Raw genomic sequence first — 25,790 nt, 5'->3', positions numbered from 1 at the left:
AAATCAGCCCTTGTTGTCGAACTTGGCCTTGAGCAGAGCGCCCAGGCTGGTCGTGCCCGAAGCGGCGTTGCTGTCCGAAGCCAGCTTGCTCATCGCTTCCTGGGTGTCAGCGCTGTCTTTCGCCTTGATCGACAGCTGGATGCTGCGAGCCTTGCGATCGATGTTGATGACCAGAGCTTCGACCTTGTCGCCCACTTTCAGGTGGGTGCCGGCGTCTTCCACGCGGTCACGCGAGATTTCCGAAGCGCGCAGGTAGCCTTCGACTTCTTCGTTCAGGGCGATGACGGCGCCTTTCGGCTCAACCGACTTGACCGTACCGGTGACCAGGGAACCCTTGTCGTTCAGTGCGGCGAAGTTGTTGAACGGGTCGCCTTCCAGCTGCTTGACGCCCAGCGAGACACGCTCGCGCTCGACGTCGATCGCCAGAACGACGGCTTCCAGCTCGTCGCCCTTCTTGAAGCGGCGCACTGCCTCTTCGCCGGCTTCGGTCCACGACAGGTCCGACAGGTGGACCAGGCCATCGATGTTGCCTGGCAGGCCGATGAAGACGCCGAAGTCGGTGATCGACTTGATCGAACCCTTGACCTTGTCGCCCTTCTTGTGGGTCATGCCGAAGTCGTCCCATGGGTTCGCCTTGCACTGCTTCATGCCCAGCGAGATACGGCGACGCTCTTCGTCGATTTCCAGGACCATGACTTCGACTTCGTCGCCCAGCTGCACGACTTTGTTCGGGGCCACGTTCTTGTTGGTCCAGTCCATCTCCGACACGTGCACCAGGCCTTCGATGCCCTGCTCGACTTCGACGAACGCGCCGTAGTCGGTGAGGTTCGTGACTTTACCGAACAGGCGGGTGCCTTGCGGGTAACGACGCGACAGGCCGGTCCATGGATCGTCGCCCAGCTGCTTGACGCCCAGCGAGACGCGGTTCTTTTCCTGATCGTACTTGAGGACCTTGGCGGTGATTTCCTGGCCAACCGACAGCACTTCCGACGGGTGACGCACGCGACGCCATGCCAGGTCGGTGATGTGCAGCAGGCCGTCGATGCCACCCAGATCCACGAACGCGCCGTAGTCGGTGATGTTCTTGACGACGCCGGTAACCACGGTGCCTTCTTTCAGGGTTTCCATCAGCTTCTGGCGCTCTTCGCCCATCGATGCTTCGATGACGGCGCGGCGCGACAGCACGACGTTGTTACGCTTGCGGTCCAGCTTGATGACCTTGAATTCGAGGGTCTTGCCTTCGAACGGGGTGGTGTCCTTGACCGGACGGGTGTCGACCAGCGAACCCGGCAGGAATGCGCGGATGCCGTTGGTCAGGACGGTCAGGCCGCCCTTGACCTTGCCGTTGACGGTGCCGGTGACGATCTCGCCCGACTCCATTGCTTTTTCCAGAGCCAGCCACGATGCCAGGCGCTTGGCCTTGTCGCGCGACAGGATGGTATCGCCGAAACCGTTTTCGAGCGATTCGATGGCCACGGAAACGAAGTCGCCGATCTGGACTTCCAGTTCGCCCTGGTCATTCTTGAATTCTTCGACCGGAATGAAGGCTTCCGACTTCAGGCCGGCGTTGACGATCACGAAGTTGTGATCCAGGCGCACGACTTCAGCGGAAATGACTTCGCCCGAGCGCATATCTTGACGCGACAGCGATTCCTCGAAGAGGGCTGCGAAGCTTTCCATACCGGAATCTTGATTGGTTGCAGTAGACATGAGTTATTTACAGGTTAGCCAGCAGGACCGGCGAAAGTGCGGTTCTGAACTGGGTCAGGTTAAAACAACGCTCGCGGGCCAATTCACCATCACGAGCACCAAAACAAACAACTTAAAGCAGCGTATGCCAATGGAGCACTTGCTCCACCGCTTCATCGACCGTCATATCCGACGTATCGAGGATGTACGCGCCCTCTGCCGGGACCAGCGGGGCGACGGTGCGATGGGTATCGCGTTCGTCGCGCGCCTGCAAATCCGCCAGCAGACCTTCCATATTAGCAGAAATTCCTTTGCCAATCAATTGCTTATATCGGCGTTCGGCACGGGCTTCGACGCTGGCCGTCAGAAACACTTTTAGGCGTGCATTCGGGAAAATGACGGTGCCCATATCGCGCCCGTCGGCCACCAGTCCCGGCGCCTTGCGAAAGCCCAGTTGCAGGGCGTAGAGGGCTTGGCGCACGCTCGGGATGGCGGCGATTTTCGAGGCATTGTTGCCCACTTCCTCGGCCCGGATCAGCGCCCCCACCTCTTCGCCGGCGAGGAAAATGTCGCCATTCGAGAAGGAAGCCGGCAGTTCCTGCGCCAGTGCGGCCACGCCCTGCTCGTCGTCCAGCGCCACGCCGGCGCGCATGGCGGACAGGGCCGTCAGGCGGTACAGGGCGCCAGAATCGAGCAGGTGGTAGCCGAGCCGGTCGGCGACCCTGGCCGCGACCGTGCCCTTGCCGGAAGCGGTCGGGCCGTCGATGGTGATCACGGGGATGTGAGAATTGGGCATTTGTTGTTATCTCTAGAGTTGCAGACGCGTAGACGATACGCGCTTAGAACAATTCGTTGCGCGCAATCGATGCGAACGCTTCGAAGTAATCGGGGAAAGTCTTGGCGACGCATTTCGGATCGTTGATGCGCATCGCGTTGCCGCGCCGCGCCTTGCCGTCCAGGGCGGCCAGCGAGAAGCACATCGCCATCCGGTGGTCGTCGTAGGTATCGATCGTGGCCGGCAGCAGCTCCTCGGGCGGGGTGATGCGGATGTAGTCGGCACCCTCCTCCACCGTGGCGCCGACCTTGCGCAACTCCGTCGCCATCGCCGCCAGGCGGTCGGTTTCCTTCACGCGCCAGCTGGCGATGTTGCGCAGGGTACTCGTGCCGTCGGCGTACAGCGCGGCCACAGCGATCGTCATCGCCGCATCGGGAATGTGATTGAAGTCGGCGTCGATGGCTTTTAAGACGCCATTGCCGCGCGCCTCGATCCAGTTGTCGCCGCGGGTGACGGTCGCGCCCATGCGCTCGAGCGCATCGGCGAAGCGCACGTCGCCCTGGATGCTGTCCTGGCCCACGCCCTCGACCCGCACCGGCCCGCCGCCGATCGCGCCGGCCGCCAGGAAGTAGGACGCCGAGGACGCGTCGCCCTCGACGTGGATGCTGCCCGGCGAAACGTATTTCTGGCCCGGCTGCACCGTGAACGATGCCCAGCCGTTCTGCTCGACCGTCACGCCGAAGCGGCGCATCAGGTTCAGGGTGATCTCGATGTAGGGTTTCGAGATCAGCTCGCCGACGACGTCGATCGTCACCGCATGGCCGCGCGCCATCAGCGGCGCGCTCATCAACAAAGCAGTCAGGAACTGGCTCGACACATTGCCGCGCACCGACATGCGATTCGCATGAATGTGGCCACGGCGAATGCGCAGCGGCGGGAAGCCCTGCTCCCCGGTGTACTCGATCTGGGCGCCGATCTCGTTCAGGGCGTCGACCAGGTCGCCGATCGGACGCTCGTGCATGCGCGAAACGCCGTGCAGGGTGTAGTCGCCGCCGATCACGGCCAGGGCCGCCGTCAGCGGACGGATCGCGGTGCCGGCATTACCCATGAAGAGGTCCGCTTCACCGTTCGGCAACACGCCGCCCTGCCCATGCACCACGATGGTGCGTTCGTCGACCTCGTCCCAGACGATGCCCAGCGAGCGCAGCGCGCCCAGCATGACCATGGTGTCGTCGGAAGCGAGCAGGTCGTGGATCGTGGTCGTGCCTTCGCTCAGCGCGGCCAGCAGCAGCGTGCGGTTCGAGATGCTTTTCGAGCCCGGCAGGCGCACCGTGCCCTCGGCGTGCATGACAGGCTCGAGGTCGATGTGCTGGGGGTAGTGTTTGGACTGCGTCATTCGGGTTCCTGAAGTGTCGGCGGTGGAGGCTCGGCTGTCTCGATGGCCTCGCTCCACGCGCGGCGGGCGCGCTGCGCATTCGTATAGATGGCTTCCAGTCCCGGTCCGTCGCTCGCGGCCAGGTGTGCGCGCAATATGGTCAATTGTGCCAGATATGCATCGAGCTCGGTGAGCAGCGCATCGCGGTTCGCCAGGCTGATGTCGCGCCACATTTCGGGCGAGGAGCCGGCAATGCGCGTGAAGTCGCGAAAGCCGCTGGCGGCATACTGGAACAGCAGGTCGGCGTGCGGCTTGTTGGCGATGTCGTCGACCAGGCCGAAGGCGAGCAGGTGCGGCAGATGGCTCACGGCCGCGAACACGCGGTCGTGCTCTTGCGGCGTCAGCGTGTGGATGATCGCGCCGCACAGGCGCCAGGCGGCGGCGACCAGGCCGACGTCGCCGGCATCGTTTTCCGGCAGCGGCGTAATCACCGTCTTCTTGCCCTGGTAAAGCTCGGCCAGCGCGGCATCGGGACCGTTCGATTCGCGCCCGGCAATCGGATGCGCCGGCACGAACTGTCTGACCTTGCCGCCCAGCGCGGCGCGGGCCGAGGCGACGACGTCCGACTTGGTGCTGCCGGCGTCGGTGACCACGGTGCCGATGTCCAGGAAGGGCGCGAGCGAAGCCAGGATCGGCCCCGTCTGCGCCACCGGCGCGGCCAGCAGCACCAGGTCGGCGCCCGCCATCGCCTCTTCCGGCGAGTCGGTGACGCTGTCGACGATGCCCAGCTCCAGCGCGCGCGCCATCGCTTCCTGCGAGCGTCCCATGCCGACGATCTGGCGCGCCGCGCCGGCCTTTTTCAGGGCCAGCGCAAACGAGCCGCCGATCAGCCCGACGCCGACGACGACGACCTTGCCCAGCATTTAAACCAAGACCTTCTTGAGGGCCTCGATGAAGGCCGCGTTCTCCTGCGGCAGGCCGATCGAGACGCGCAGCCACTGCGGCAGGCCGTAGGCGCCGACCGGACGCACGATCACGCCGAGCTTCAGGAGCGCCAGGTTGACGCGCGCGCCGGCCTGCTCATCGTCGCCCACGCGCACCAGCACGAAGTTGCCGAAGGACGGCACGTATTCCAGGGCCAGTTCCTCGAAAGCGGCGGTCATCTGCTTGTAGCCTTCGGCATTGTTACGCGCGCCCTTCTCCAGGAATTCCTTGTCGTTCAGCGCCGCGATCGCCGCCGCCTGGGCCAGCGAATTGACGTTGAAAGGCTGGCGGATGCGGTTCATCAGGTCGGTCACTTCCGGCTGCGCGATCGCGAAACCGACGCGCAGGCCGGCCAGGCCGTAGGCCTTCGAGAAGGTGCGCGAGACGATCAGGTTCGGGTACTTGCGCACCCAGTTCGCGGATTCGAACTGATACTGCGGCGCCAGGTATTCGTTATAGGCCTCGTCCAGCACGACGACGACGTTGCTCGGCACCTTTTCCAGGAAGGCCTCGATCTCTTCGGCGCCGATGAAGGTGCCGGTCGGGTTGTTCGGATTGGCGACATAGACCAGCTTGGTGTCGGCTTCGATCGCGGCGGCCATCGCCGGCAGATCGTGGCCGTAGTTCACGGCCGGGACGACGATCGCGCGCCCGCCCACGCCCTGCGTGGCCAGCGCGTACACCGCGAACGAGTACTGCGCGAACACGACCGACTCGCCCTTTTGCACGAAGGCGTGGGCCGCGATTTCCAGGATGTCGTTGCTGCCGTTGCCGAGCGTGATCCACTCGGCCGGCACGTCGTAGCGCTTGGCCAGCGCGGCTTTCAATTCGAAGCCGTTGGCATCCGGGTAGCGGCCCAGATCGGCGGCGGCCTGCGCCATCGCGGCCTTGCTCGACTCGGGCACGCCGAAGGGATTCTCGTTGGAGGCGAGCTTGACGATGCTGGCCTCGTCGAGACCGAACTCGCGGGCGACTTCAGCGATGGGTTTGCCGGCCTGGTAAGGGGCGATGGCGCGGACGTATTCTGGACCGAATTTCGACATGGACTGGACTCGATAAGTAAAAAATTAGAGGCCGACCGGGTAGGAACCCAGCAGCTTGAAAAAGGCGGCGTTGTCGTGCAGCTCGGCGAGCGCGCGGGTGACGGATTCGTCCTGGCGATGGCCCTCGACGTCGACATAGAAGTAGTACTCCCAGGTGCCGATGCGCGCCGGGCGCGATTCGAAGCGCGTCATCGACACGCCGTGCGTCGCCAGCGGCGCCAGCAGTTTATAGACGGCGCCGGCGCGGTTCGGCACGGCCAGCACCAGCGAGGTGCGGTCGCGGCCGGAACGGTTCGTCTCGAGCGAACCGATGACGGCGAAGCGCGTACGGTTGTGCGGATCGTCCTGGATGTGGGCCTGCACCACGCCGAGGCCATACTGCTGCCCCGCCATCTCGCTGGCGATCGCGGCCACCGACGGATCCTGGCTGGCCATCACGGCCGCTTCCGCATTCGAGGCCACGGCGCGGCGCTCGACCTTCGGGTGGTGCAGGTTGAGCCAGACCTGGCACTGGGCCAGGGCCTGCGAGTGGGCGCAGACAACCGTCACGCCGTCCATGCTGCCGGTCTTGCTCATCAGGCTGTGGTGCACGGGGATCGAGACTTCGCCGCTGATGACGGTGGTGGTCGCCAGCATCAGGTCGAGGGTGCGGTTGATCGCGCCTTCAGACGAGTTCTCAACCGGGACCACGCCGAAGTCGGCGGTGCCCGCCTCCGTCGCACGGAACACCTCGTCGATCGAGGCGCATGGCAGGCCTTCGACGGCGCGGCCGAAGTGCTGGTAGACGGCCTGTTCGCTGAAGGTGCCGGCCGGGCCCAGGTAGGCGACGGTGACGCGCTTTTCCAGCGCGCGGCAGGCGGACATCACTTCGCGGAAGATGGTCTGCACGTCCTGGTCCTTCAGCGGACCGGGATTGCGGTCGGCGACGCCGCGCAGCACTTGCGCTTCGCGCTCGGGACGGAACACGGGGGCGTTGGTTTCGGCCTTCACGTGGCCGACTTCCTGGGCGATGCGGCCGCGCTGGCTGAGCAGGTCGAGGATTTGCGCGTCGATGGCGTCGATCTGCTGGCGCAGGGGGAGGAGTTTGTCTGTCATGGTTGCTGATAAATGGCTGCTTGTTTTATCGTCGTTTGCGTTGGCGGCGACATGCGATCATTCGCGACCGTAGGGTGGACTCCCGAGTCCACGCGGTGATACGCGCTGGCGAGCTCATCGCGCACGAGAGCGGAGCCGATCCGTATCACGCGTGGACTCGGGAGTCCACCCTACGGTCCTTGGCCTGCGAAGGCCGTGGCTAGGCATTACCGCCCCGCAAACTCGTTCAAATAATCGACCAGGGCCTGCACCCCTTCGATCGGCATCGCATTGTAGATGGATGCCCGCATGCCCCCGACGGACTTGTGGCCCTTCAGCTGCAGCAGCCCGCGCGCCTTCGCGCCGGCCAGGAATTGCTCATTCAGTGATTCGTCGCGTAAATAGAACGGGATATTCATGCGTGAGCGGCATGAATGCTCGACGCGGTTACTGTAGAAGTCGTCACGGTCGAGCGCCTCGTACAGCAGGCGCGCCTTCTCGATATTACGCGCTTCCATCGCCGCCACGCCACCCTGCCGTTTCAGGTGCGCGAACACCAGCCCGGCGATGTAGATCGCATAGGTCGGCGGCGTATTGAACATCGATTCGTGCTCGGCCACGTTTTTCCAGTGGAAGGCGGACGGGCAGATCGCCAGCGCGTGGTCCAGCAGGTCCTCGCGCACGATCACCAGGGTCAGCCCGGCCGGACCGATATTTTTTTGGGCGCCGGCGAAGATCACGCCGTACTGCGAGACGTCGATCGGGCGCGAAAGGATGTGCGAGGACATGTCCGCCACCACCGGCACGTCGCCCAATGCGCGCGGCACGAAGTTGTATTCGACGCCGTCGATGGTTTCGTTGGTGCAGACGTGCAGGTAAGCCGCGCCTTCGGTCAGCTTCCAGGTATCGGGCGCAGGCACGCGCGTAAAGCGCTCGGCCTGGCTCGATGCCGCGACCTTGACTTGCGCATAGCGCGCCGCTTCCTTGATCGACTTGCCGGACCACGACCCAGTGTGCACGAAGTCGATCACGGCCGGCGCATTGGCACGACCTTGTACACGGCCGACGAGGTTCATCGGGATGATGGCATTCTGCCCCAGTCCCCCGCCCTGCATGAACAGGATTTTATAGTTCGGCGGGACCGCCAGCAGCTCGCGCAGGTCGGCTTCGGCCTGTTTATAAATCGAGATGAATTCCGGTCCGCGATGGCTCATCTCCATCACCGACATGCCGCTGCCGTTCCAGTCGAGCATCTCGCTGGCGGCCTGCTGCAGCACTTCCTTGGGGAGGACGGCGGGTCCTGCTGAAAAATTGAATACCTGGGTCATGCGAGGAAGAGTAGGCGGAAGTGTTCCATTGTACGAAAAAAAACGCCACCCCCGCAGGAGTGGCGTTTTTTCGGCTTATTCCGGCGCCGCTTCGAGCTCGACCTCTTCGAGGTCCGTCTCGACGACGCGTTGCAGGCCCGAGAGCTTGGTGCCGTCCTCGACCGCGATGAGCGTGACGCCTTGCGTGGCGCGGCCCATTTCGCGGATCTCGGCCACGCGGGTGCGGATCAAGACGCCGCCGGTCGTGATCAGCATGATCTCGTCGTTGGCGTCGACCAGGGTCGCAGCCACGACTTTGCCGTTACGCTCGGACTGCTGGATCGCGATCATGCCCTTGGTGCCGCGGCCGTGGCGGGTGTACTCGGTAATCGGGGTACGCTTGCCGAAGCCGTTCTCGGTTGCCGTGAGCACCGACTGCTGCTCGTTCTCGGCCACCAGCAGCGCGATCACGTTCTGGCCCTCTTCCAGGTTCATGCCGCGCACGCCGCGCGCGGTACGGCCCATCGGACGCACGTCGTTCTCGTCGAAGCGCACGGCCTTGCCGCCGTCCGAGAACAGCATCACGTCGTGCTGGCCGTCGGTCAGCGCGGCGCCGATCAGGAAGTCGCCCTCGTCCAGGTCGACCGCGATGATGCCGGCCTTGCGTGGATTGCTGAAGTCGCGCAAAGGCGTCTTCTTCACGGTACCGAGCGAGGTCGACATGAAGACGTAATGGTCTTCCGGGAAGGTCCGGTTCTCGCCCGACAGCGGCAGGATGACGGTGATCTTCTCGTTGTCCTGCAGCGGGAACATGTTCACGATCGGCTTGCCGCGCGAGTTGCGCGAACCCTGCGGCACTTCCCACACCTTCAGCCAGTACATGCGGCCGCGGTTCGAGAAGCACAGCATGTAGTCGTGGGTGTTGGCGATGAACAGCTGGTCGATCCAGTCCTCGTCCTTCGTCGCCATCGCCTGCTTGCCGCGGCCGCCGCGCTTCTGGGCGCGGTATTCGGCGATCGGCTGCGACTTCATGTAGCCGGTGTGCGAGAGCGTGACCACCATGTCCTGCGGCGTGATCAGGTCTTCGGTTTCCAGCTCGTTGGCGTTGTGCTCGATGGCCGAGCGGCGCGCGTCCTTGCCGTTCTCCGTGTAGTCGTTCTTGATCTGGACCATCTCGTCGCTGATGATGGTCGTGACGCGCTCAGGGCGGGCCAGGATGTCGAGCAGGTCGGCGATGTGGGCCATCACTTCCTTGTACTCGTTGACGATCTTGTCCTGCTCGAGACCCGTCAGGCGCTGCAGGCGCATCTGCAGGATTTCCTGGGCCTGCTCGTCCGACAGCTTATACAGGCCGTCGACCTGCATGCCGTAGTGCTTCGGCAGGTGCTCGGGACGGAAGGCCTCGATGCCGCCGGCGCCGGCGGTTTCGGTACGGTTCAGCATCTCGCGCACCAGGGACGAGTCCCAGGCGCGCTGCATCAGTTCCACTTTCGCGACCGGCGGGGTCGGTGCGGCCTTGATGATGGCGATGAAATCGTCGATATTCGCCAGTGCAACAGCCAGGCCTTCCAGCATGTGGCCGCGTTCGCGCGCCTTGCGCAGTTCGAACACGGTACGGCGCGTGACGACTTCGCGGCGGTGCGACAGGAAGCATTCCAGCATCTGCTTCAGGTTCAGCAGCTTCGGCTGGCCGTTGACCAGCGCCACCATGTTCATGCCGAAAGTGTCTTGCAGCTGGGTCTGCTTGTACAGGTTGTTCAGCACCACTTCCGGCACTTCGCCGCGCTTCAGTTCGATAACCACGCGCATGCCCGACTTGTCGGACTCGTCGCGGATGTCGCTGATGCCTTCGAGCTTCTTGTCGCGCACGTTCTCGGCGATACGCTCGAGCAGCGACTTCTTGTTCACCTGGTACGGCAGCTCGTCGATGATGATCGCGATGCGGCCGCCATCCTTGCCATACTCTTCGAAGTGGGTCTTGGCGCGCATCACGACGCGGCCGCGGCCGGTGCGGTAACCGTCGCGCACGCCCGAGACGCCGTAGATGATGCCGGCGGTCGGGAAGTCCGGCGCCGGGATCAGCTCGATCAGCTCGTCGATGCTGCACTCCGGATTGCGCAGCAGGAATTGGGCGCCGTTGATGACTTCGGCCAGGTTGTGCGGCGGGATATTCGTCGCCATGCCGACCGCGATACCGGACGAACCGTTGATCAGCAGGTTCGGGATCTTGGTCGGCAGGACGGTCGGCTCTTTTTCCTTGCCGTCATAGTTCGGCTGGTAGTCGACCGTGTCCTTGTCGATGTCGGCCAGCAGTTCGCTGGCGATCTTGTCCAGGCGGCACTCGGTATAACGCATTGCCGCGGCGCTGTCGCCGTCGATCGAGCCGAAGTTGCCCTGGCCATCGACCAGCGTGTAGCGCAGCGAGAAATCCTGGGCCATGCGCACCAGCGTGTCGTAGATCGACGAGTCGCCGTGCGGGTGGTACTTACCCATGGTGTCGCCGACCACGCGCGCGCACTTCACGTACGGGCGGTTGTGCGCGTAGTTACTCTCATGCATCGAGTAAAGGACGCGGCGGTGCACCGGCTTCAGGCCATCGCGCACATCCGGCAGCGCACGGCCCACGATCACGCTCATGGCGTAATCGAGGTAGCTCTTGCGCATCTCTTCTTCGAGGGAAATAGGGACTGTTTCTTTTGCGAATTGATCCATTGGGCGGGTCGACTGCTTTCAGGCTAATGGTTATGAGTTCCAACGGATGATTCTACCATGCACCTATACAGTGGGCGACATTTGCCGAAGAGGCAATCCATCGCTTGTTCTTGTCGAATTGTTGTTTTGACACATGCATGTCATAAAACTTCGTCAAGCTAGCGGACCCGACTGCAAGGTTGTGGTACAGAAACAACGCAACAAAATACATGCACCATCATTGCGCAGAGCACTGTCGTGCGGATGTGTAGCGAATGTGGCAAAATGGCCGAGAAGTTAATTGCATGTTTCGCAATGTGAAACGAACACGGCGGCACATGGTGTTAATATTCTGCCTACGTTGTCGTGAATAGAAAAAGTTTCGCAACGAAAAGATATAAAACCGAAAGGAACAAATAAGATGAAGAAGATTGCAACCCTCATGCTCGCAGCTTCCGCAGCGATGGCTGGCAGCGCGTTCGCACAGAGCGCGCCGCCATACGCGCCGCTGACGACCGACATCCAGGCGAACAAGCCGTACAGCGCGTACGTCCAGGACAGCCGCGGCGTGATCGCGCGCGATCCTTTCGGTCTGTGCTGGCGTACCGGCTACTGGACCCCGGCCGACGCGGTCCCAGGCTGCGACGCGCCTCTGTGCGTCCCGCCTGAAAAACTGGAAAACGGCAAGTGCGTCGCTCCACCGCCGCCACCGGTCGAAGCCGCTCCGGCACCTGCGCCAGCCCCGGCACCTGCACCAGCTCCGGTCCCGACCTCGGAGAAAGTCAGCTACTCGGCTGATGCCTTCTTCGATTTCGACAAGGCCGTCCTCAAGCCTGAAGGCAAGGCTTCGCTCGACGAGCTGACCTCGAAGCTGGGCGACATGAACCTGGAAGTCATCATCGCCGTCGGCCACACCGACTCGATCGGCACCGATGCCTACAACGACAAGCTGTCGATCCGCCGCGCCGAAGCCGTCAAGGCCTACCTGCAGGGCAAGGGCATCGACGCCAACCGCGTCTACACCGAAGGCAAGGGCGAGAAGCAGCCTGTCGCCGACAACAAGAGCTCGGCTGGCCGCGCGAAGAACCGCCGCGTCGAGATCGAAGTCGTCGGTACCCGTACCCGCCAGCAGTAATCTGCCAGCGGTAAGGAAGAACCCCGCTGCGGCGGGGTTTTTTTTCGCCCTGAGTCGTACATCCCCCTACAGCAACTTTTTCGCCGTGCGTCCGTCACGGCGCAAACTTTCCCGCTATTATTCCGACCTATGACTACGAACGCCGATCCCCTCGAAATTAGCAAGTTCAGCGAGCTGGCCCACCGCTGGTGGGACCCCACCTCCGAATTCCGCCCGCTGCACGAAATCAACCCCTTGCGCCTGGAATGGATCAACGCCCGCGCGCCCCTGGCCGGCAAGAAGGTCATCGACATCGGTTGCGGCGGCGGCGTGCTGTCCGAATCGATGGCGAAAAAGGGCGCCAAAGTGACCGGTATCGACCTGTCGAAAAAGGCCCTGAAGGTCGCTGACCTGCACGGCCTGGAATCGGGCGTCGAGGTCCGTTATAAACTGATCGCGGCCGAAGACATGGCGGCCGAGGAAGCCGGCCAGTACGACGTCGTGACCTGCATGGAAATGCTGGAACACGTGCCGGACCCGGCCTCGATCGTGCGCGCAGCCGCCGCACTGTGCAAACCGGGCGGCAAGCTGTTCTTTTCGACCATCAACCGCAACCCGAAGGCCTATCTGCTGGCCGTGATCGGCGCCGAGTACGTGCTGCGCATGCTGCCGCGCGGCACCCACGACTACGGCAAGTTCCTGACGCCGGCCGAACTGTCGCAATTCATGCGCCAGGCCGGCCTGCAGGTCGACGGCATGAAGGGCCTGAGCTACAACCCGCTGACCAAGATCTACTCGCTCAACAACGACACCGATGTGAACTACATGGTGGCCTGCACCAAGCCTCTGTAATCAAGCCTTTTAGCCTCTCGATTCGATGACTTCCCCTGCCCTGATCCAGGCACCGCGTGCCGTCCTGTTCGACCTCGACGGCACGCTGGCCGACACCGCGCCCGACCTCGCCGCCGCCGTCAACTGGCTGCGCACCGAGCGCGGCCTGGCGCCCACTCCCTACAGCGTGCTGCGCCCGACCGCCTCGGCCGGCGCCCGCGGCATGATCGGCGCCGCCTTCGGCCTGGCGCCGGGCGACGAGGGCTACGAGGAATTGCGCCTGGCCTGGTTCGACCGCTACCAGCAATTCATGGCGGTCGAGAGCGGGCTATTCGAGGGCATCGCCGCACTCTTGCAGGGCATCGAGGATGCCGGCATGAGCTGGGGCGTCGTCACCAACAAGCCGGCGCGCTTCACCGACCCGCTGATCCCGCAGATCGGCCTGGCGCACGCCGGCTGCATCGTCTCGGGCGACACCATGCCGCATGCGAAACCCCATCCGGCGCCGCTGCTGGAAGGCGCGCGCCGCCTCGGCCTGGCGCCGGAGGAATGCTGGTACGTCGGCGACGACCTGCGCGACATCGAAGCCGGCCGCGCGGCCGGCATGCCGACGGTGGCCTGCGCCTGGGGCTATTGCGGCGCGATCGAACCGCAGACCTGGGGCGCCGACTACCTGTGCGGCACCCCGCTCGACCTGCTCGAGTTGCTGCGCAGCGTGGCGCCTGTTGCAGCCGGGGCGTGATACTTACATCTCGCCTTTACATCTTCTTACGACTGATACGGGTTTCTGTCTACCGTGTAACTGTCCACTTCCGTATTCTGCATCCATCGACAACGCAACAACGATGGAGCAGAACATGAACACCACCGCAACCGCCACCCGCATTCATCCCCTGATGGCCGCCGCAGCCGTATCGGTGGTCATCGTCAGCCTGACCGGCGCCGCCGCCATCACCGGCATGCTGCCTTCCTCGCGCAGCGCCCCGGAGCCGCAGCAAGCCGTGCTGGCCCCGACCGCCGCCCTGCCGTTGGCCGCACCGGTTGCCGCGAACCAATTGCAAGCCGCCACCCAGGTCCAGGCCCAGTATGGCGCCGCGCCGGCTCAGTTTGCTCAAGCGGCTCCGATGGTCGTCAGCGCCGCCCCCGGCACCACGACCTACGTGCAAACGCCGAACGCCCCGACGGTGATCGTCAAGCAGGGAGCCGCGCCGGTGAAGACCGTGGTCCAGAAGCCGAAAGTCGTGGAGCGCGTGGTCGAACGCCGCGTCGTCGAGCACCGCCCTGCTCCGCAGCCGGTCCGCTACGCCGAGCCGACCTACCGCCAGGCCCCGGCCCCGGCACCCGCCCAGCCGAACTACGTCGGCATCGGCACCGGCGCCGTCATCGGCGGCCTGATCGGCAACCAGGTCGGCGGCGGCAACGGCAAGAAGCTCGCCACGCTCGCCGGCATCATCGGCGGCGGCTACATCGGCAACGAAGTCGCCAAGCGCAACGGGCAATAACGTAGGGTGGGCACTCCGTGCCCACGCCGGTTTACGTGCCGTGAAACACCCGACCATCTTTGGTTGTGGCGGCTATGGCACACCACTTTGAAACAGATCGTAACGCCACGGGGCGAGCCGTCCTGAGCCCCTGCAAACGCCTCACGTTTGGAGTACAATGTAATTTCGTTGGGGGCGACCTGGTTTCGACGTGGGTTGCAAAGCAGCGCAGGGCATACCGAGGACTGGTTACCTCGTAAATACATCCAGAAATCAATAACTGCAAACGATAACTCGTACGCACTCGCAGCTTAATTGCTGCTAGCTCTACACTACCTCGCCTCTGGGGTGGGCCGCAAGGCAAGTAGAGTCATTTACAGAGGCTAGGACTCAACCGGGTTACTTGGTTGCTTCCGAAACTTAAGGTAACTCGCTGGTACGCAGGGTGCACATCCCCGTCGTGCCGGTCAAATTAAATGATAGTGCTAAGTATGTAGAACTGTCTGTAGAGTGCTTGCGGACGCGGGTTCGATTCCCGCCGCCTCCACCACCGCACAAAGAACAATGCCCCGCCGGCGAAAGCCGGCGGGGCATTGTTCTTTGTGCGGTGTCGTTTCGGCGCCGGGAATCGGACACGCGGACGGCACGGACGCGGGGCGAGCGGGGGTTTCGAGTCGCGCGAGCGACGAGCCTGCGAGCGACGTTGCGCCTCCGGGCGCAACGGCTCTCCGATTCGCCTGACTATAGAAAATCGCGCAGCGATTTTCAGCTTTCCGCAGCTCCGTCGCTCAGCCATGCTTCTACCAAGGTACCGAACATCAGACTTGCCCCTGCCACTTAGACTCACCTCACCCTCACCACCACCTCGCACCGCCCAGCGGCCGTCTCCTCCCACTCACGCCCACGCTTGAACCGCAGGACATGCGTTCCCGCTTCGCCTGCCTCGAAGCGAAACTCATGATAGCCAGCAGCACCAGGCCGATCCCCGCCGCTCACGTAGCGCTTATCGCTTAACACCAGCCCGCCCGCCTCCTCGACAACCCATACGTAGCCAGTGGCCGCCTGACCGGCAAGACGGACCACCAGCGTATCTCCCGCCGGCAGGTCGATGCTGGTGCCGCACCCGGATTCATCGATGACGATCATCGTCCCCTCCTGCCTCCGAATAGCGCCCTTTCGGGCGCGTTTCGGGTTTACCACACGTAGATTTCATGTACGAGGTTATCGCTTTCGTCGCGGTAATTAACAGGAGCGTTCACGCTGCGCGCATGGGCTGCGAGCATACTCAGCGCGATGACCGAGGTTTCGGTACCCGGAGCGAGCTTGCGCCAGCCGACTCCGGTGACGCCTATCCACGAATTGCGGTCTTCGTTGATGGTCCACAGCGCGTCGATCTGCTTGTTGTTCTGCCAGGCCGAGACGCCGCTGCCGATACTGCTGCCGCTCGTCGGCAGCGTCGGCGCCGACTGCAGCGCCGGCGGGGGCGACATCAGGCGTGCCCCGGTTGCCGCTGAGGTGTCATATGCGCCACCGCCGGCAAACGCCGGCGGTGACTGGGTCGGCGCGCTGGTGGAACCGCCCGGTGACTGGATGCTGTCGCTGTCGATACGCTCAGGCATCAGGGTTGGTTGTGCATCTGCCATGATCATGTCTCCTTTCATTGAACAGGTGAATGCAAGCAACGGACGTCAGAAGACGTAGACCTGCTTGATCACGCTGTTCTCTTCGTAAAAATTGACGGGACGTGCTGCCGCCTTGGCCGAGATCAGGTCCGTCAGCAACTGATAGAAAACGGCGTCCGTCTCCGTCGAAATCTTGCGCCAGCCCAGCGCCTGGAAGTAGGCCCAGGCATTGCGGTCCTGGTCGATGCTCCACAAGCCAAGTACCCGGGAATTGTTCTGCCAGCCCGTGTTGACGATCTCGTCGGCACCATGGTTTTGCCAGCTTTCGATCGCGCACTCGCCATAGGCGATATTGAAAAAGCCCTGGTCGCCCCAGCTCTTGCCCCAGCTGTTCTTGCAGATCCAGTAGCCCGGATTGTCGTTATAGCCGATGATCGAAACACAATGGCCGCCACGCAGTTCGCCGGCCACGTGCTTGTAGATGCCGCTGCGATAACTGAAGAAGTCGGCGTACACGTTGAAACACGCGGACACGGGGCCGCGGCTGACCAGCCATTCCTTGATGTCCGCCGGCTTGCCGGTCAGGGTCGTGAAGCCGCTGATCCTGGTCAGGCGCTGGGCGGCGTCCGAGCACAGCCCGCTGCCATCGCGCTTGGACAGGTCGTAGGGATAGCAAGCCTCGTCGACGACGCCCTTGGTCTTGAAATCCTCGAAGGCTTCGGCCGGCCACCAGCCGGTATCGCAGTTGTAGCCGCGCGCGCGCGCATGCACGAAAAACAGGTGAGCCTCGCTCAGGTTGACGTCGAGCGCAGGGTCGTTGCGCTGCTTGCGCAGCCGCCCTTCGACCGCGGCGACGGTGCCGAAGGCCACGCAGGAGCCGCAGTCGAGTTGATCGGTAATCGGGGTGATGAAATTTGCGCCGTCCACATTGCGCAGGTCGTAAGCCGCCGGCGCCTTGATGCCGCGGGCCAGGGCGCTCGCCCTGATCTGGTCGCGTTGCTGCAGAGCCTGCTGCTCGACTTGCTCGCTGGTCAGTTCGCCCGGCGGCGGCTTCACGCCCAGGCGCTGACGCTGCTCGTCGGGCATCAAGGCCGACATGCTGGTCACGCCTGCCTGCCATGGATCATGCTGCTGGCTGAGCGCCTCCTCGATCTCCTTCAGGGAAATATGATTATTTGTCGCCATCACAGCCTCCTGTTCGTTCACCCGGAGCGAAATACCCCGGTCGAAGCATCCTAGGAGCTCAGCCGGGCGGCGCACGAATCGACTTCTGCTGCATTTGATGCAGTCCTTCTGCCGTCCGAATCGACGGAACGAATGTACGGGACCGAAGTCGAAAATCCGGCGACAGCCTGTCAGGCAAGCCCAATGCCGAGGGTGGCTGGCGAGATCGGGATAAAATTCCTTACCTGCACCACCATTCCTGACGTGAAAGAAGAAAATGAATTTTGACCGCGCCAAATCCCTGTGCCGCACCTTCCCCGGCACCACCGAAGACACCAAATGGGACAACGACCTGGTGTTCTCCGTCGGCGACAAGATGTTCGCCGTCACCAACCTGGGCGAAGCCACCGGCATGAGCTTCAAGGTCGACGACGAGCGCTTCCTCGAGCTGACGGACCGGCCGGGCATCATCCCGGCACCGTATCTGGCGCGGGCGAAGTGGGTATATGTGGAAGATGCGAATGCGCTGGGCGACGAGGAGGCCGCGCAGTTGTTGCGCAGGTCGTATGAGCTGGTGTTCGGGAAGTTGACGAAGAAGTTGCAGCGGGAGATTAGCGGGGCGTAAGGCAGCCGCGTTGCGCCGTTACGCGTGTGGCGGTTCGTACGTTGAATCCGCGTGGGCACGGAGTGCCCACGCTACGGGAGCCGGAACGTCAGTACGTCCGGTCCCGTGCAGCGTTCTCAAGATTACGACGACGCCCCCATATCCGCCATATCCGGCGAAATCATCATCGCCTTCAGCAGCGCATCGTTAAACGCCGGAATATCATCCGGCTTGCGGCTCGTAATCAGCTTCTCGTCGATCACGACTTCCTGATCCACCCATTCCGCACCGGCCTTTTTCATATCGTCCTGAATCTCCGGCCAGCTGGTCAGGTTCTTCGATTCCGCAATCCCCGCGTCGATCAGCACCCAGGGCGCGTGGCAGATCGCGGCGAGCGGCTTGTCGGTCTCGTAGAAATCGCGGATGAAGGCGATCGATTCGGCGCTCTTGCGCAGTGCCAGCGGATTCTGTTCGCCGCCCGGCAGCACGAGCGCGTCGAAGTCGGCGGGACGCGCATCCTTCACATTCATCTCGACCGCGAAGGTATCGCCCTTGGCGTCGTGGTTCATGCCCTGCACCGCTTCGCCCACGCCCTTCGGCGAAATCAGGATCACCTGCGCGCCCTGCTGCTCGAGAAAGCTGCGCGGGCCCGTGTATTCGACCTGTTCGACGCCATCCGTCATCAGCACGGCGACGCGCTTGCCGCTAAGCGCCGGGCGGTTCGCCTTTTCGGGTTCTTGTACTTCTACCTGATCCATATAACCTCCTCGATGTGTGTCAGTGATTCATCTGACACCAATTCTAGGAGCAGGCCTCAGGGCACGGCGCGCGCTTCAGGTGTCCTCTCAGGTATCCCGAATGCCTAGCGCGTGCAGGCGGGCGCGCAGGCGCCGTACCTCGTCGGCGAGGTCGATCACGAGCGCCGCCAGCTCCTCGTCGGCATCGAAATGCCGCTCCAGTTCGAGCAGGCGGCGCGCCCGCGCCAGGTCGCTGCTGCGAAAGCGCAGCGCAGCGGTTTGCAAGGCCGCCTCGCCGAGCACGCCCGCCTGCACGTGGCGCACCACCCAGTCCGGCTCGACCCGGCAGGCCCGGGCCAGCTCGTCCATGTCCAGGGCGACGTCGTCGATCAGGACGCCGGTCACAATCTGGTTCGCAAACATCGATCGCTCCTCCTCAAGCAGTCGTGCGTGGATTGAAGGCGAGGTCGCGCGCCATCGCCTGGTAGAGCGCGCGCGCCTTCTCGCTGTTGGCCGGCGGCAGAACGACGTCCAGGATCAGGTACAGGTCGCCTGGCGTCCCGGCCGGAATGCCCTTGCCTTTGAGCCGCAGCTTGCGCCCGCTCTGCGAGCCGGCCGGGATCGTCACCTCGACCGTGCCCGAGGGCGTCGGCACGGCCACGCTGCCGCCGAGCGCCGCTTCCCAAGGGGTGACCGGCACGTTCTCGTAGACGTGCGCGCCTTCGATGCGATAGCGCGGATCGGGTGCCAACTGGATCTCGAGATACAGGTCGCCCGGCCCGGCGCCGCCATGGCCCTCGTGGCCCTGCCCCGCCAGGCGCAATTGCTGGCCCGGCGTCACGCCGCGCGGGATGTTCACGCTGAGCGTCTTTTCCTGCATGCTGGCGCGGCCCGGCCCCTCGGCCTTCGGCACGCGCAGGCTGACCGTGCGCGTGGCGCCGCGGTATGCATCGGCCAGGTCGATGGTGATGGCGGCATGGATGTCGTCGCCGCGCATCTGGAAGCCGCCGCCGCGGCGCGAACGGCCCGCCTGGGCGAACAGGTCAGCGAAGAAATCGTCGGCGCCGGCGCCGCCGAAATCGAAGTGCTCGCTCCAGTCCGGCGGGGGATGGAACTGCTCGCCGGCATGGTGGCCACGCCCGAGCGCGTCGTAGGCGGCGCGCTTTTCGGCGTCGCCCAGAACGTCGTAGGCTTCGTTGATCTCTTTGGTCTTCGCGTCCGCGTCCTTGTGCTTGCTGACATCGGGGTGGTACTTGCGCACCATTTTCCGGTACGCCTTCTTGATGTCGTCCGCGCTCGCGCCCCTGTCGATGCCAAGGGTCGCGTAGTAATCCTTGTATTCCACAGTGCACTCCCGGATGGTTGCTCGTTGGCCCTCACATGGGGTCACCGGCCCGGAAAATAAAGCGCTTTCGACGGTGTTCGACTGACTCGATACTACCAGACCCTTGGCGTCGACAGGGGCGCTTCCTCCTATGGCAAGAGGCTGCTTAGGTGCTGGTGCGTCTCCTCTCGCCTACGTTGAAAAAAGCTGTGCGGCGCTCACAAAACTGTTGATCCCACTGTTGCCTGACTGCATCCTCCGGGCCTCAGCAATACTGTTTTTGTGCGCGTTTTGTACAAATTTTTTGTACAAATTTTGTACGCGAACAGTCCTGCTTCAACTAGCGGAGGGAGCAAAATGTCACTGCATCAACGGAACGGAATTTGGTACTGGCGCAAGATGGTAGACGGGGTGCTATTCAACCGTTCGACAAAGACCGAAGACAAAAAGCTTGCCGAAACCATGGCAAAGAAATGGGAACACGAAGCTGTTAAGACGGTCGTCTACGACGGTGAAAGGCCCGTAACCCTGTACGAAGCAATCGACAGCTTTCTGGGTGAACGCAAACACTTACCCAGCTACACTTCGGCGAGTCAGCACATGCAACACTGGAAGAACGCCCTGCCAAACGAGAAAATGAAGTCCCTGCAAAAGCATAAGGTACAAGCAGTCGTAACCAGGCGCCTTGCTGAGGGCGCTGCGCAAAACACTGTCTCGGTGTTTGTCACGTACTGGAATGCGCTAGTCAACCACTGCAAGGCAAACAAGCTTTCGCCCGGTCCCCTACTCGACCGTGTGCAGTCAAAGCGCACCCGGTTCCGCATCATCACAGAGCAAGAAGAAGCTGCGATGCTTGCTGCAACCTGCCCTAACGCCAAGTACCCCGGTAAGACCGCAACAAGCGATGCCCAGAGGCAGGACAATCAAGACGTACTTGTGTGCTTGTTGCACCTGGGAGCACGTATCAACGAGGCTCAAAATTTGCGCTGGTCAGATGTCGATTTTGCGAACAACACGGTGCTTGTTCGCCGCCTCAAAAACGGGGATGACACACTGCTAATGATGACCAAGGCGCTGCGCGCCGTTCTGGAACGCCGTTACGCAACCAAGATCGACAACTGGGTATTCCCTACGAAGTCGGAGACGTACAAAGCGCACGCGCAGTGGGTGACTACGGTGGCGAAACGTGCAGGTGTTGACTTCGAAGCGGGTAAAGTCACAAGCCATACGTTTCGCCATTCGGCTGCAACTCGCCTTCTGCGGGCAGGTATGGACATTCGCAAGGTACAGCAGTTCCTCGGCCACAAAAACATCAGCAGTACACTTGTCTACCTGCATGCGATGCCCAGCGAAGTTGCTGCACATGCTGTATCGGTTTTCGACGGAAGCTAAATAAGTGCATGCGGACGTGCTAAACCCGCAGCCATAATTTTCCTTCTCAGTTGTGAAAAAAGCCTTTAGCTCCGCCATAAGCTAAGGGCTTTTCTTAGGCGTTCGGCCTTGAACACTTGTGCCTCGGCTGCTCAACCAGACGTTTTTGTTCACTGAAACAATCTGTTACAACTCCGTTTGTTGCATGTTAAGGACATTCAGGAGTAGCTAAAGGCTCATAACTCGTTGATTGCAAACGAAAGAAAATCTATTGCGCGGGTTTTCGGCGGTATTCCACGGTTATTCGCCATTCATAAAAGCGAACTTTCGACACACATTACACACACTCAATTTTTCTTTGGTGCAAACCCTAAATTACCGTGGAAAAGCGGTAAATCATGTTTGCACAGAAAAACTTTGCACGGCGTACCGCCCTTTTCTTCGACGTTTCGGACAGGTAAGATTCGTTTCAGCGATTGGCCATTGCCCTTAAACAACAACAATTCCATGAAAGGCAACACCATGTTCCAGAACGAAGCAGCAGCACCCGCACACCAAGAAAAAGTCATCCATTTGTCCCCGGCAAACACGTTGCAAGCACCGGCCTATCAAGCAGAGCAGTTCTCTGACTTGTCGGATGCGTTTTCCGAACAGTGGGTTGCAGCCGCGACCGCTGACACGGAAAGTGTCGAAATCAGCAGACTCGATGACCTGATGGCAACCGTCAAGAAGCTGAGCGAAGCAATCAAAGCTCGCCAAGACGAACTGTCGGCCAAAGCCAAGGAAAAGCAAGCGGCCGACAAGCTGAAAGAACTGTTGGAAAGCGGCGTAACTGACCCGGCAAAGCTGCGCGAAGCTATCGACGCCATGCATCCTGTTCCCGAAAAATCGGCTTCTCGTAGCCGTAACAACGCGCCGAAGGTCTACGAGTACCTGCTCGACGAAAAGCATAACGACGGTGTCGTTGACCTGAAGAAGGGACACAATGGCAGCTTCATGGGTGCGCCGCAGCCATGGCATCACAAGATCAACAAAAAGCCTGATACTGCTTTCTTCCGTAAAGCTGATGAGATCGAAACGGCAAAGATGCAGAAAGCGCTCGACGACTTCAATGCCAAGCAAGCTGGTAAGGCGCCCCGAGTCCCAAAGCAGTAAGAGGCCTGCCGAGTAATTTGCAGGTCGGTATCTCTAGACGGATCGACAAGCTGTACCGGGAAGCACTTGAACAAGTAAGTTCAAGTGGCACTCTAGCAGCGATGGATCGTACAAAGCGAATGATTACTGCGCGGGTGCTAGAACAGTATCGTGCTTGCCCAGAAGCATTTGCTGATGACGTTACCGATGAAGTGCCGTCCCCCGTTCGGAAGCAAGTCAGTGAAGTTCGTAAGAAAGAAGTCCGCTTTCCCAAGAAGGCCAACCTGCCTGCCAAGAAACTGTTAGATCGGCAACGTGTTGACACACAAGCGGTTCTGAACGCGATTCGGGGAAAGGTAAAGCAACAAAGCAAGGCCCAACCCGAACCACCAATCGCTGCACGCAAGTACACTGGCTGGAACCAAAGCTGATCCGTTATAGTTGAACAAAGGCCTCGCAATGCAAGGCCTTTCGTCATTTCGACACCTGTAGTCAACTGATGCCGTTACGTCGCGTAGTGCGTCTTCTAGTGACGCCGCGAGCAATAAGCTGCCCACATGTAGAACACGCGTCAAGCCGCCATTTTAGTTTTTGCCTCGCGGCGAGCGTTCTGGTTACCGCAGGTCTATCTGGCACCGCAGGTTCTTCTGACTTGCGACATTCTGCAAGCAAAGCCCGCCTTAGCGACGTAGCAGTACCGCCAGGTACGGCGAAGCGCCGAAGGCCCCTGACGTCTGGAGCAAAGCGAAGACGTCAGGTGTTGATAGACACGAGACCTGTGCAGCAGGTCCAAGAAGTCGACTTCGTGAAGTCAAAGAACGAGTCTGCCATCAAGTAGTTCTTGGCATCTTTTCTGGGTAAATTCCTGAAATTTGGTTTGTTGCTGCTACTCGATTACGCCTGACACCTGCGGCGTCAGGGGCAACTTACTTGCATTCGATCTGTCTTTCATCCAGATCTCTTTGCTGCGTTAGTTGCGTTATCTAGTAGTTGGTGTGGAAGCAGTGAATCAAAAGATTGAAGAAGTCGTAAACTCCTCTGCGGGAGTTTCTAATCATTAGCCACCCCAAACACACTCCTCTGCTATCGCCATCCACATTACGTTCAATGCTTCTGTTGTTGCGCTAAGTCTTTACATACCTGTTCGTATGTCCGTGCTGCTTGTTTTCTAAACCTGTGAGCGCTTAGTTCTCACAGCAAGCTTTTGGTTAATACCAGGGCCTCTTTACGTCGTCTTGCAAGAGCAGTTAGCTCGTTTACGACGTTCTTGCCAGGTAGCGATCAATACTTCTTGAATCTGTTGTGTATGCAGCGGACGGGAAATAAGGAAAACCCCACATAGGACAAGTATGTGGGGTTTTGATGTGTTCGTCGAATGACCAACACCTGAAATCTGTAAACCGTCGCAACCTTGTCCGCTGCATACTTCTATTTAGTTCCCGGTGACAAATCGCTGCACATAACGTCAGAAATCGCGCCAAGGGGTTCCGATAAGTAACCAGAGTACAGGAATCTCTATGAACTACCTAAATTTACATGACGAGCTTTTGGAGAAAGCCAGAAGCGGCTATTGGGGCTATACAAGCTCCGTTCTGGAACTCCATCACATTGTCCCGTTGTCGTTAGGCGGCAGAGACGTTCCGTCCAACTGGTGCTACGTACCAATCGAGGTTCACTATCTGCTGCACCTGATCCTGGTCAAGCAAGGCCACATCGACCAAGTATTTGCCGTCGAGCTGATTGCTCGGCGCATGAAGAAAGGGTTGCCCAGATGGGTTAGACGACTACTGAACCATCGACAACAACAACTTTACCGTGAAGCGCGACGGGCGCGACTGACTCAATACTAAATAACGGTATACGGTTGATCGCTGTATGACTCCTAAACGAAAGGCCACAGAGAAAGGGATTCCTCCGGGGCCTTTCACCATTGTCTGCTGTGTTAACGCGTCCGATCTTTTAATAAATACGTTGTCACGACAATAGGAGAACAACATGACAACGATCACCCGACTTAAACAAATGCGCAAATGGCTCGATGGTAAGCTTACAGAAGAGCGTGTTAAACGCGAAGCGAACGCTGACGCCATTCCGCCAACGGTTACACCAACCCTGGCCGCCAAACACCAGACTGTTCTGCTTGCGTTATCTGCGCACAGAACGATAGACCGCTTTTCAAGCTACCGCGAAAAGGTCATTCCAAAGCTGCGTATGTGCGGCTATGGCTACTTCCTGTGCTGCAACAGCAATGACTATGTTGAGCACCAGAAGTGGTGCGATGAGCATTGCGTTGAGAGTAGCTTACCGCACTGCGACGTCTGGCAGATCGATACCAAGTACCCACGGGCGTTCGCAAGCAAGGCCGATGCTGCAATGTTTAAGCTGACGTTTGACGCGATAACCATTGAGTGCCAACGCGGAGAAGAAAAATAGTCTGCTTTAGACAACAGACAGCAATAAATCTTAACGAAGTTGCAATTTTGAAATACAATTGTCGTATCTGCATCAATTCTAAGCCTAGACGCCTGATCCCCTACAACCAAACAGCAACGACATGAAAAAAACTACTGCACTCCCGCTTTTTACCGCCCTTATGGTCCTCTCTACTGTCTCGATTGCTGCGCCTGGAGGATTCTCGTGCGAACGCATCAAAGAGAAAGGCGTGCGAGAGGCATGCGTTAAGGAGCGGGCACAAGAACAGGCGAAAAATGCAGAAAATTCGCGCAAAGCTGCCGCTGAGAAAGAGCAAGCGGCAGAACGCGAAAAAGAACAGTTGGCGGCAGCTGAAGCAAAGAAAGCGATGGACGATTTCGTGAACAAGTCGAAACAGCTGATTACTCAGGACCTGAAAGATCCAGATTCGGCAAAGTTCACCAACATGGTCATCGCGCAGGGCCAAGGGCAGAAGCTGTTGTGTGGCTCTATCAATGCAAAGAACTCGTACGGTGGCTATGTTGGTGCTAAAAAATTCTACGTGCTATGGAGCGACGGTACGCCTGGACAGCCAGTGGCGTACACAGAGGGCGACGAAGTTGCGCGAGCTAACGCTCGTATGGACGAGCTGATGAAAGTCGGGCGTTCGGCTGGATTGAGCGCGCAAATAGCTGCGGCGCAGGAGGGCGACAAAGTGCTTGCTAACGCGCGTAAGGAGTTAGCGCAAAACCAGAAAATTTTGTCTGAGCAATGTACTGCATCTGCAGGTGCTACCATCGTCGCGGTGGAGTAAGCAAGGGCAGATTTTTAGAGCCACATAGCGGTTAATAAATAATGGGTCAACGTAGCTGGAGAACAAAGTGACCCAAGAACAAATTAACAAGTGCGTGGCTTTAGCGATTGAAGCGCGCAAGATCATCAAGGAACTGCGCGATGCAGGTTTAGTTAAGGACAGCTATAACACCATCATGGTTGCTGGTCTTAACGGTATCGAAAAGATGCTGAAGAGGTCAACGCCTTGTGCTGATTGAACGAGC

Annotated in this window: 26 protein-coding genes and 1 other RNA gene; 13 read left to right on the top strand and 14 right to left on the bottom strand. The window is 60.7% G+C overall.

Annotation, left to right across the window (positions count from 1 at the left end):
* Positions 1 to 3 precede the first annotated feature (3 nt).
* The 8 genes from rpsA to gyrA all read right to left on the bottom strand — a co-directional run bounded on the left by rpsA (position 4) and on the right by gyrA (position 10,959).
* Positions 4 to 1,710: a 30S ribosomal protein S1 gene (gene rpsA, locus ACFPQ5_RS20525; RefSeq protein WP_136219519.1), complete on the bottom strand. Its 1,707-nt coding sequence runs from the start codon at positions 1,708 to 1,710 to the stop codon at positions 4 to 6.
* A gap of 112 nt (positions 1,711 to 1,822) precedes the next feature.
* Positions 1,823 to 2,485, bottom strand: coding sequence for a (d)CMP kinase (gene cmk, locus ACFPQ5_RS20520; RefSeq protein WP_379760271.1), 663 nt, complete (start codon positions 2,483 to 2,485; stop codon positions 1,823 to 1,825).
* 43 nt (positions 2,486 to 2,528) lie between these two features.
* Positions 2,529 to 3,860 carry a 3-phosphoshikimate 1-carboxyvinyltransferase gene (aroA, locus tag ACFPQ5_RS20515; protein WP_379760269.1) on the bottom strand — a complete coding sequence of 444 codons (1,332 nt, stop codon included), beginning with the start codon at positions 3,858 to 3,860 and terminating at the stop codon, positions 2,529 to 2,531.
* Entirely contained in the window at positions 3,857 to 4,762 is a 906-nt protein-coding gene (locus ACFPQ5_RS20510) for a prephenate dehydrogenase (protein ID WP_379760267.1), read from the bottom strand. Before ACFPQ5_RS20510 ends, aroA begins: the two co-directional genes overlap by 4 nt.
* Positions 4,763 to 5,866, bottom strand: coding sequence for a histidinol-phosphate transaminase (gene hisC / locus ACFPQ5_RS20505; RefSeq protein ID WP_379760265.1), 1,104 nt, complete (start codon positions 5,864 to 5,866; stop codon positions 4,763 to 4,765). It lies immediately after the preceding gene.
* 24 nt (positions 5,867 to 5,890) lie between these two features.
* A complete protein-coding gene (gene pheA, locus ACFPQ5_RS20500; RefSeq protein WP_379760263.1) occupies positions 5,891 to 6,961 on the bottom strand; it encodes a prephenate dehydratase in 1,071 nt (356 codons plus the stop codon).
* A gap of 206 nt (positions 6,962 to 7,167) precedes the next feature.
* Positions 7,168 to 8,268 carry a 3-phosphoserine/phosphohydroxythreonine transaminase gene (serC, locus tag ACFPQ5_RS20495; protein WP_379760261.1) on the bottom strand — a complete coding sequence of 367 codons (1,101 nt, stop codon included), beginning with the start codon at positions 8,266 to 8,268 and terminating at the stop codon, positions 7,168 to 7,170.
* A 75-nt stretch (positions 8,269 to 8,343) separates the two neighbouring features.
* Positions 8,344 to 10,959, bottom strand: a complete 2,616-nt coding sequence (gene gyrA, locus ACFPQ5_RS20490) for a DNA gyrase subunit A (protein WP_379760259.1) — start codon at positions 10,957 to 10,959, stop codon at positions 8,344 to 8,346.
* A 400-nt stretch (positions 10,960 to 11,359) separates the two neighbouring features.
* Here gyrA and ompA point away from each other — a divergent pair, with 400 nt between their 5' ends.
* The 5 genes from ompA to ssrA all read left to right on the top strand — a co-directional run bounded on the left by ompA (position 11,360) and on the right by ssrA (position 14,914).
* On the top strand, positions 11,360 to 12,073 hold the full coding sequence (gene ompA, locus ACFPQ5_RS20485) for an outer membrane protein OmpA (protein ID WP_136219527.1): 714 nt from the start codon (positions 11,360 to 11,362) through the stop codon (positions 12,071 to 12,073).
* A 129-nt stretch (positions 12,074 to 12,202) separates the two neighbouring features.
* Entirely contained in the window at positions 12,203 to 12,904 is a 702-nt protein-coding gene (gene ubiG, locus ACFPQ5_RS20480) for a bifunctional 2-polyprenyl-6-hydroxyphenol methylase/3-demethylubiquinol 3-O-methyltransferase UbiG (RefSeq protein ID WP_379760257.1), read from the top strand.
* Positions 12,905 to 12,929: 25 nt separating this feature from the next.
* Complete coding sequence (locus tag ACFPQ5_RS20475; protein WP_379760255.1) at positions 12,930 to 13,625, top strand: HAD family hydrolase; 696 nt, start codon at positions 12,930 to 12,932, stop codon at positions 13,623 to 13,625.
* Between the two features lie 115 nt (positions 13,626 to 13,740).
* Complete coding sequence (locus tag ACFPQ5_RS20470; RefSeq protein WP_379760253.1) at positions 13,741 to 14,385, top strand: hypothetical protein; 645 nt, start codon at positions 13,741 to 13,743, stop codon at positions 14,383 to 14,385.
* Between the two features lie 170 nt (positions 14,386 to 14,555).
* Positions 14,556 to 14,914, top strand: a transfer-messenger RNA (tmRNA) gene (ssrA, locus tag ACFPQ5_RS20465).
* Between the two features lie 293 nt (positions 14,915 to 15,207).
* Here ssrA and ACFPQ5_RS20460 read toward each other — a convergent pair.
* Genes ACFPQ5_RS20460 through ACFPQ5_RS20450 form a run of 3 tightly spaced genes read right to left on the bottom strand, consistent with a single transcriptional unit; the run spans position 15,208 to position 17,171 of the window.
* On the bottom strand, positions 15,208 to 15,510 hold the full coding sequence (locus ACFPQ5_RS20460) for a protease inhibitor I42 family protein (protein WP_379760251.1): 303 nt from the start codon (positions 15,508 to 15,510) through the stop codon (positions 15,208 to 15,210).
* Positions 15,511 to 15,557: 47 nt separating this feature from the next.
* The gene (locus ACFPQ5_RS20455; RefSeq protein WP_379760249.1) at positions 15,558 to 16,007 is read right to left on the bottom strand and encodes a hypothetical protein; all 450 of its coding nucleotides are present in this window, start codon (positions 16,005 to 16,007) and stop codon (positions 15,558 to 15,560) included.
* A gap of 45 nt (positions 16,008 to 16,052) precedes the next feature.
* Entirely contained in the window at positions 16,053 to 17,171 is a 1,119-nt protein-coding gene (locus tag ACFPQ5_RS20450; protein WP_379760247.1) for a C1 family peptidase, read from the bottom strand.
* A gap of 256 nt (positions 17,172 to 17,427) precedes the next feature.
* On the opposite strand from ACFPQ5_RS20450, the gene ACFPQ5_RS20445 reads away from it, so the two are divergent.
* Complete coding sequence (locus ACFPQ5_RS20445; RefSeq protein ID WP_379760245.1) at positions 17,428 to 17,775, top strand: MmcQ/YjbR family DNA-binding protein; 348 nt, start codon at positions 17,428 to 17,430, stop codon at positions 17,773 to 17,775.
* A gap of 122 nt (positions 17,776 to 17,897) precedes the next feature.
* Here ACFPQ5_RS20445 and ACFPQ5_RS20440 read toward each other — a convergent pair whose 3' ends face one another.
* The 3 genes from ACFPQ5_RS20440 to ACFPQ5_RS20430 form a co-directional block, all read right to left on the bottom strand.
* The gene (locus ACFPQ5_RS20440) at positions 17,898 to 18,512 is read right to left on the bottom strand and encodes a type 1 glutamine amidotransferase domain-containing protein (RefSeq protein ID WP_379760243.1); all 615 of its coding nucleotides are present in this window, start codon (positions 18,510 to 18,512) and stop codon (positions 17,898 to 17,900) included.
* 87 nt (positions 18,513 to 18,599) lie between these two features.
* Positions 18,600 to 18,914, bottom strand: a complete 315-nt coding sequence (locus ACFPQ5_RS20435; RefSeq protein ID WP_379760241.1) for a MerR family transcriptional regulator — start codon at positions 18,912 to 18,914, stop codon at positions 18,600 to 18,602.
* Positions 18,915 to 18,927: 13 nt separating this feature from the next.
* Positions 18,928 to 19,836 carry a DnaJ C-terminal domain-containing protein gene (locus tag ACFPQ5_RS20430; protein ID WP_379760239.1) on the bottom strand — a complete coding sequence of 303 codons (909 nt, stop codon included), beginning with the start codon at positions 19,834 to 19,836 and terminating at the stop codon, positions 18,928 to 18,930.
* Between the two features lie 336 nt (positions 19,837 to 20,172).
* On the opposite strand from ACFPQ5_RS20430, the gene ACFPQ5_RS20425 reads away from it, so the two are divergent.
* The 7 genes from ACFPQ5_RS20425 to ACFPQ5_RS20395 all read left to right on the top strand — a co-directional run bounded on the left by ACFPQ5_RS20425 (position 20,173) and on the right by ACFPQ5_RS20395 (position 25,784).
* Entirely contained in the window at positions 20,173 to 21,207 is a 1,035-nt protein-coding gene (locus ACFPQ5_RS20425; protein WP_379760237.1) for a tyrosine-type recombinase/integrase, read from the top strand.
* A gap of 225 nt (positions 21,208 to 21,432) precedes the next feature.
* Positions 21,433 to 22,341: a hypothetical protein gene (locus tag ACFPQ5_RS20420; RefSeq protein ID WP_379760235.1), complete on the top strand. Its 909-nt coding sequence runs from the start codon at positions 21,433 to 21,435 to the stop codon at positions 22,339 to 22,341.
* A 101-nt stretch (positions 22,342 to 22,442) separates the two neighbouring features.
* Positions 22,443 to 22,751, top strand: coding sequence for a hypothetical protein (locus ACFPQ5_RS20415; protein WP_379760233.1), 309 nt, complete (start codon positions 22,443 to 22,445; stop codon positions 22,749 to 22,751).
* A gap of 1,086 nt (positions 22,752 to 23,837) precedes the next feature.
* Complete coding sequence (locus tag ACFPQ5_RS20410; RefSeq protein WP_379760231.1) at positions 23,838 to 24,170, top strand: HNH endonuclease; 333 nt, start codon at positions 23,838 to 23,840, stop codon at positions 24,168 to 24,170.
* A gap of 145 nt (positions 24,171 to 24,315) precedes the next feature.
* Entirely contained in the window at positions 24,316 to 24,753 is a 438-nt protein-coding gene (locus ACFPQ5_RS20405; protein ID WP_379760229.1) for a hypothetical protein, read from the top strand.
* A gap of 121 nt (positions 24,754 to 24,874) precedes the next feature.
* The gene (locus tag ACFPQ5_RS20400) at positions 24,875 to 25,546 is read left to right on the top strand and encodes a hypothetical protein (protein WP_379760227.1); all 672 of its coding nucleotides are present in this window, start codon (positions 24,875 to 24,877) and stop codon (positions 25,544 to 25,546) included.
* A gap of 67 nt (positions 25,547 to 25,613) precedes the next feature.
* Complete coding sequence (locus ACFPQ5_RS20395; protein ID WP_379760225.1) at positions 25,614 to 25,784, top strand: hypothetical protein; 171 nt, start codon at positions 25,614 to 25,616, stop codon at positions 25,782 to 25,784.
* Positions 25,785 to 25,790: the final 6 nt, after the last annotated feature.

This window comes from Massilia suwonensis (assembly GCF_042655665.1).
GTDB lineage: Bacteria > Pseudomonadota > Gammaproteobacteria > Burkholderiales > Burkholderiaceae_D > Telluria > Telluria suwonensis.
This window is presented reverse-complemented; position numbering and strand designations above follow the sequence as displayed.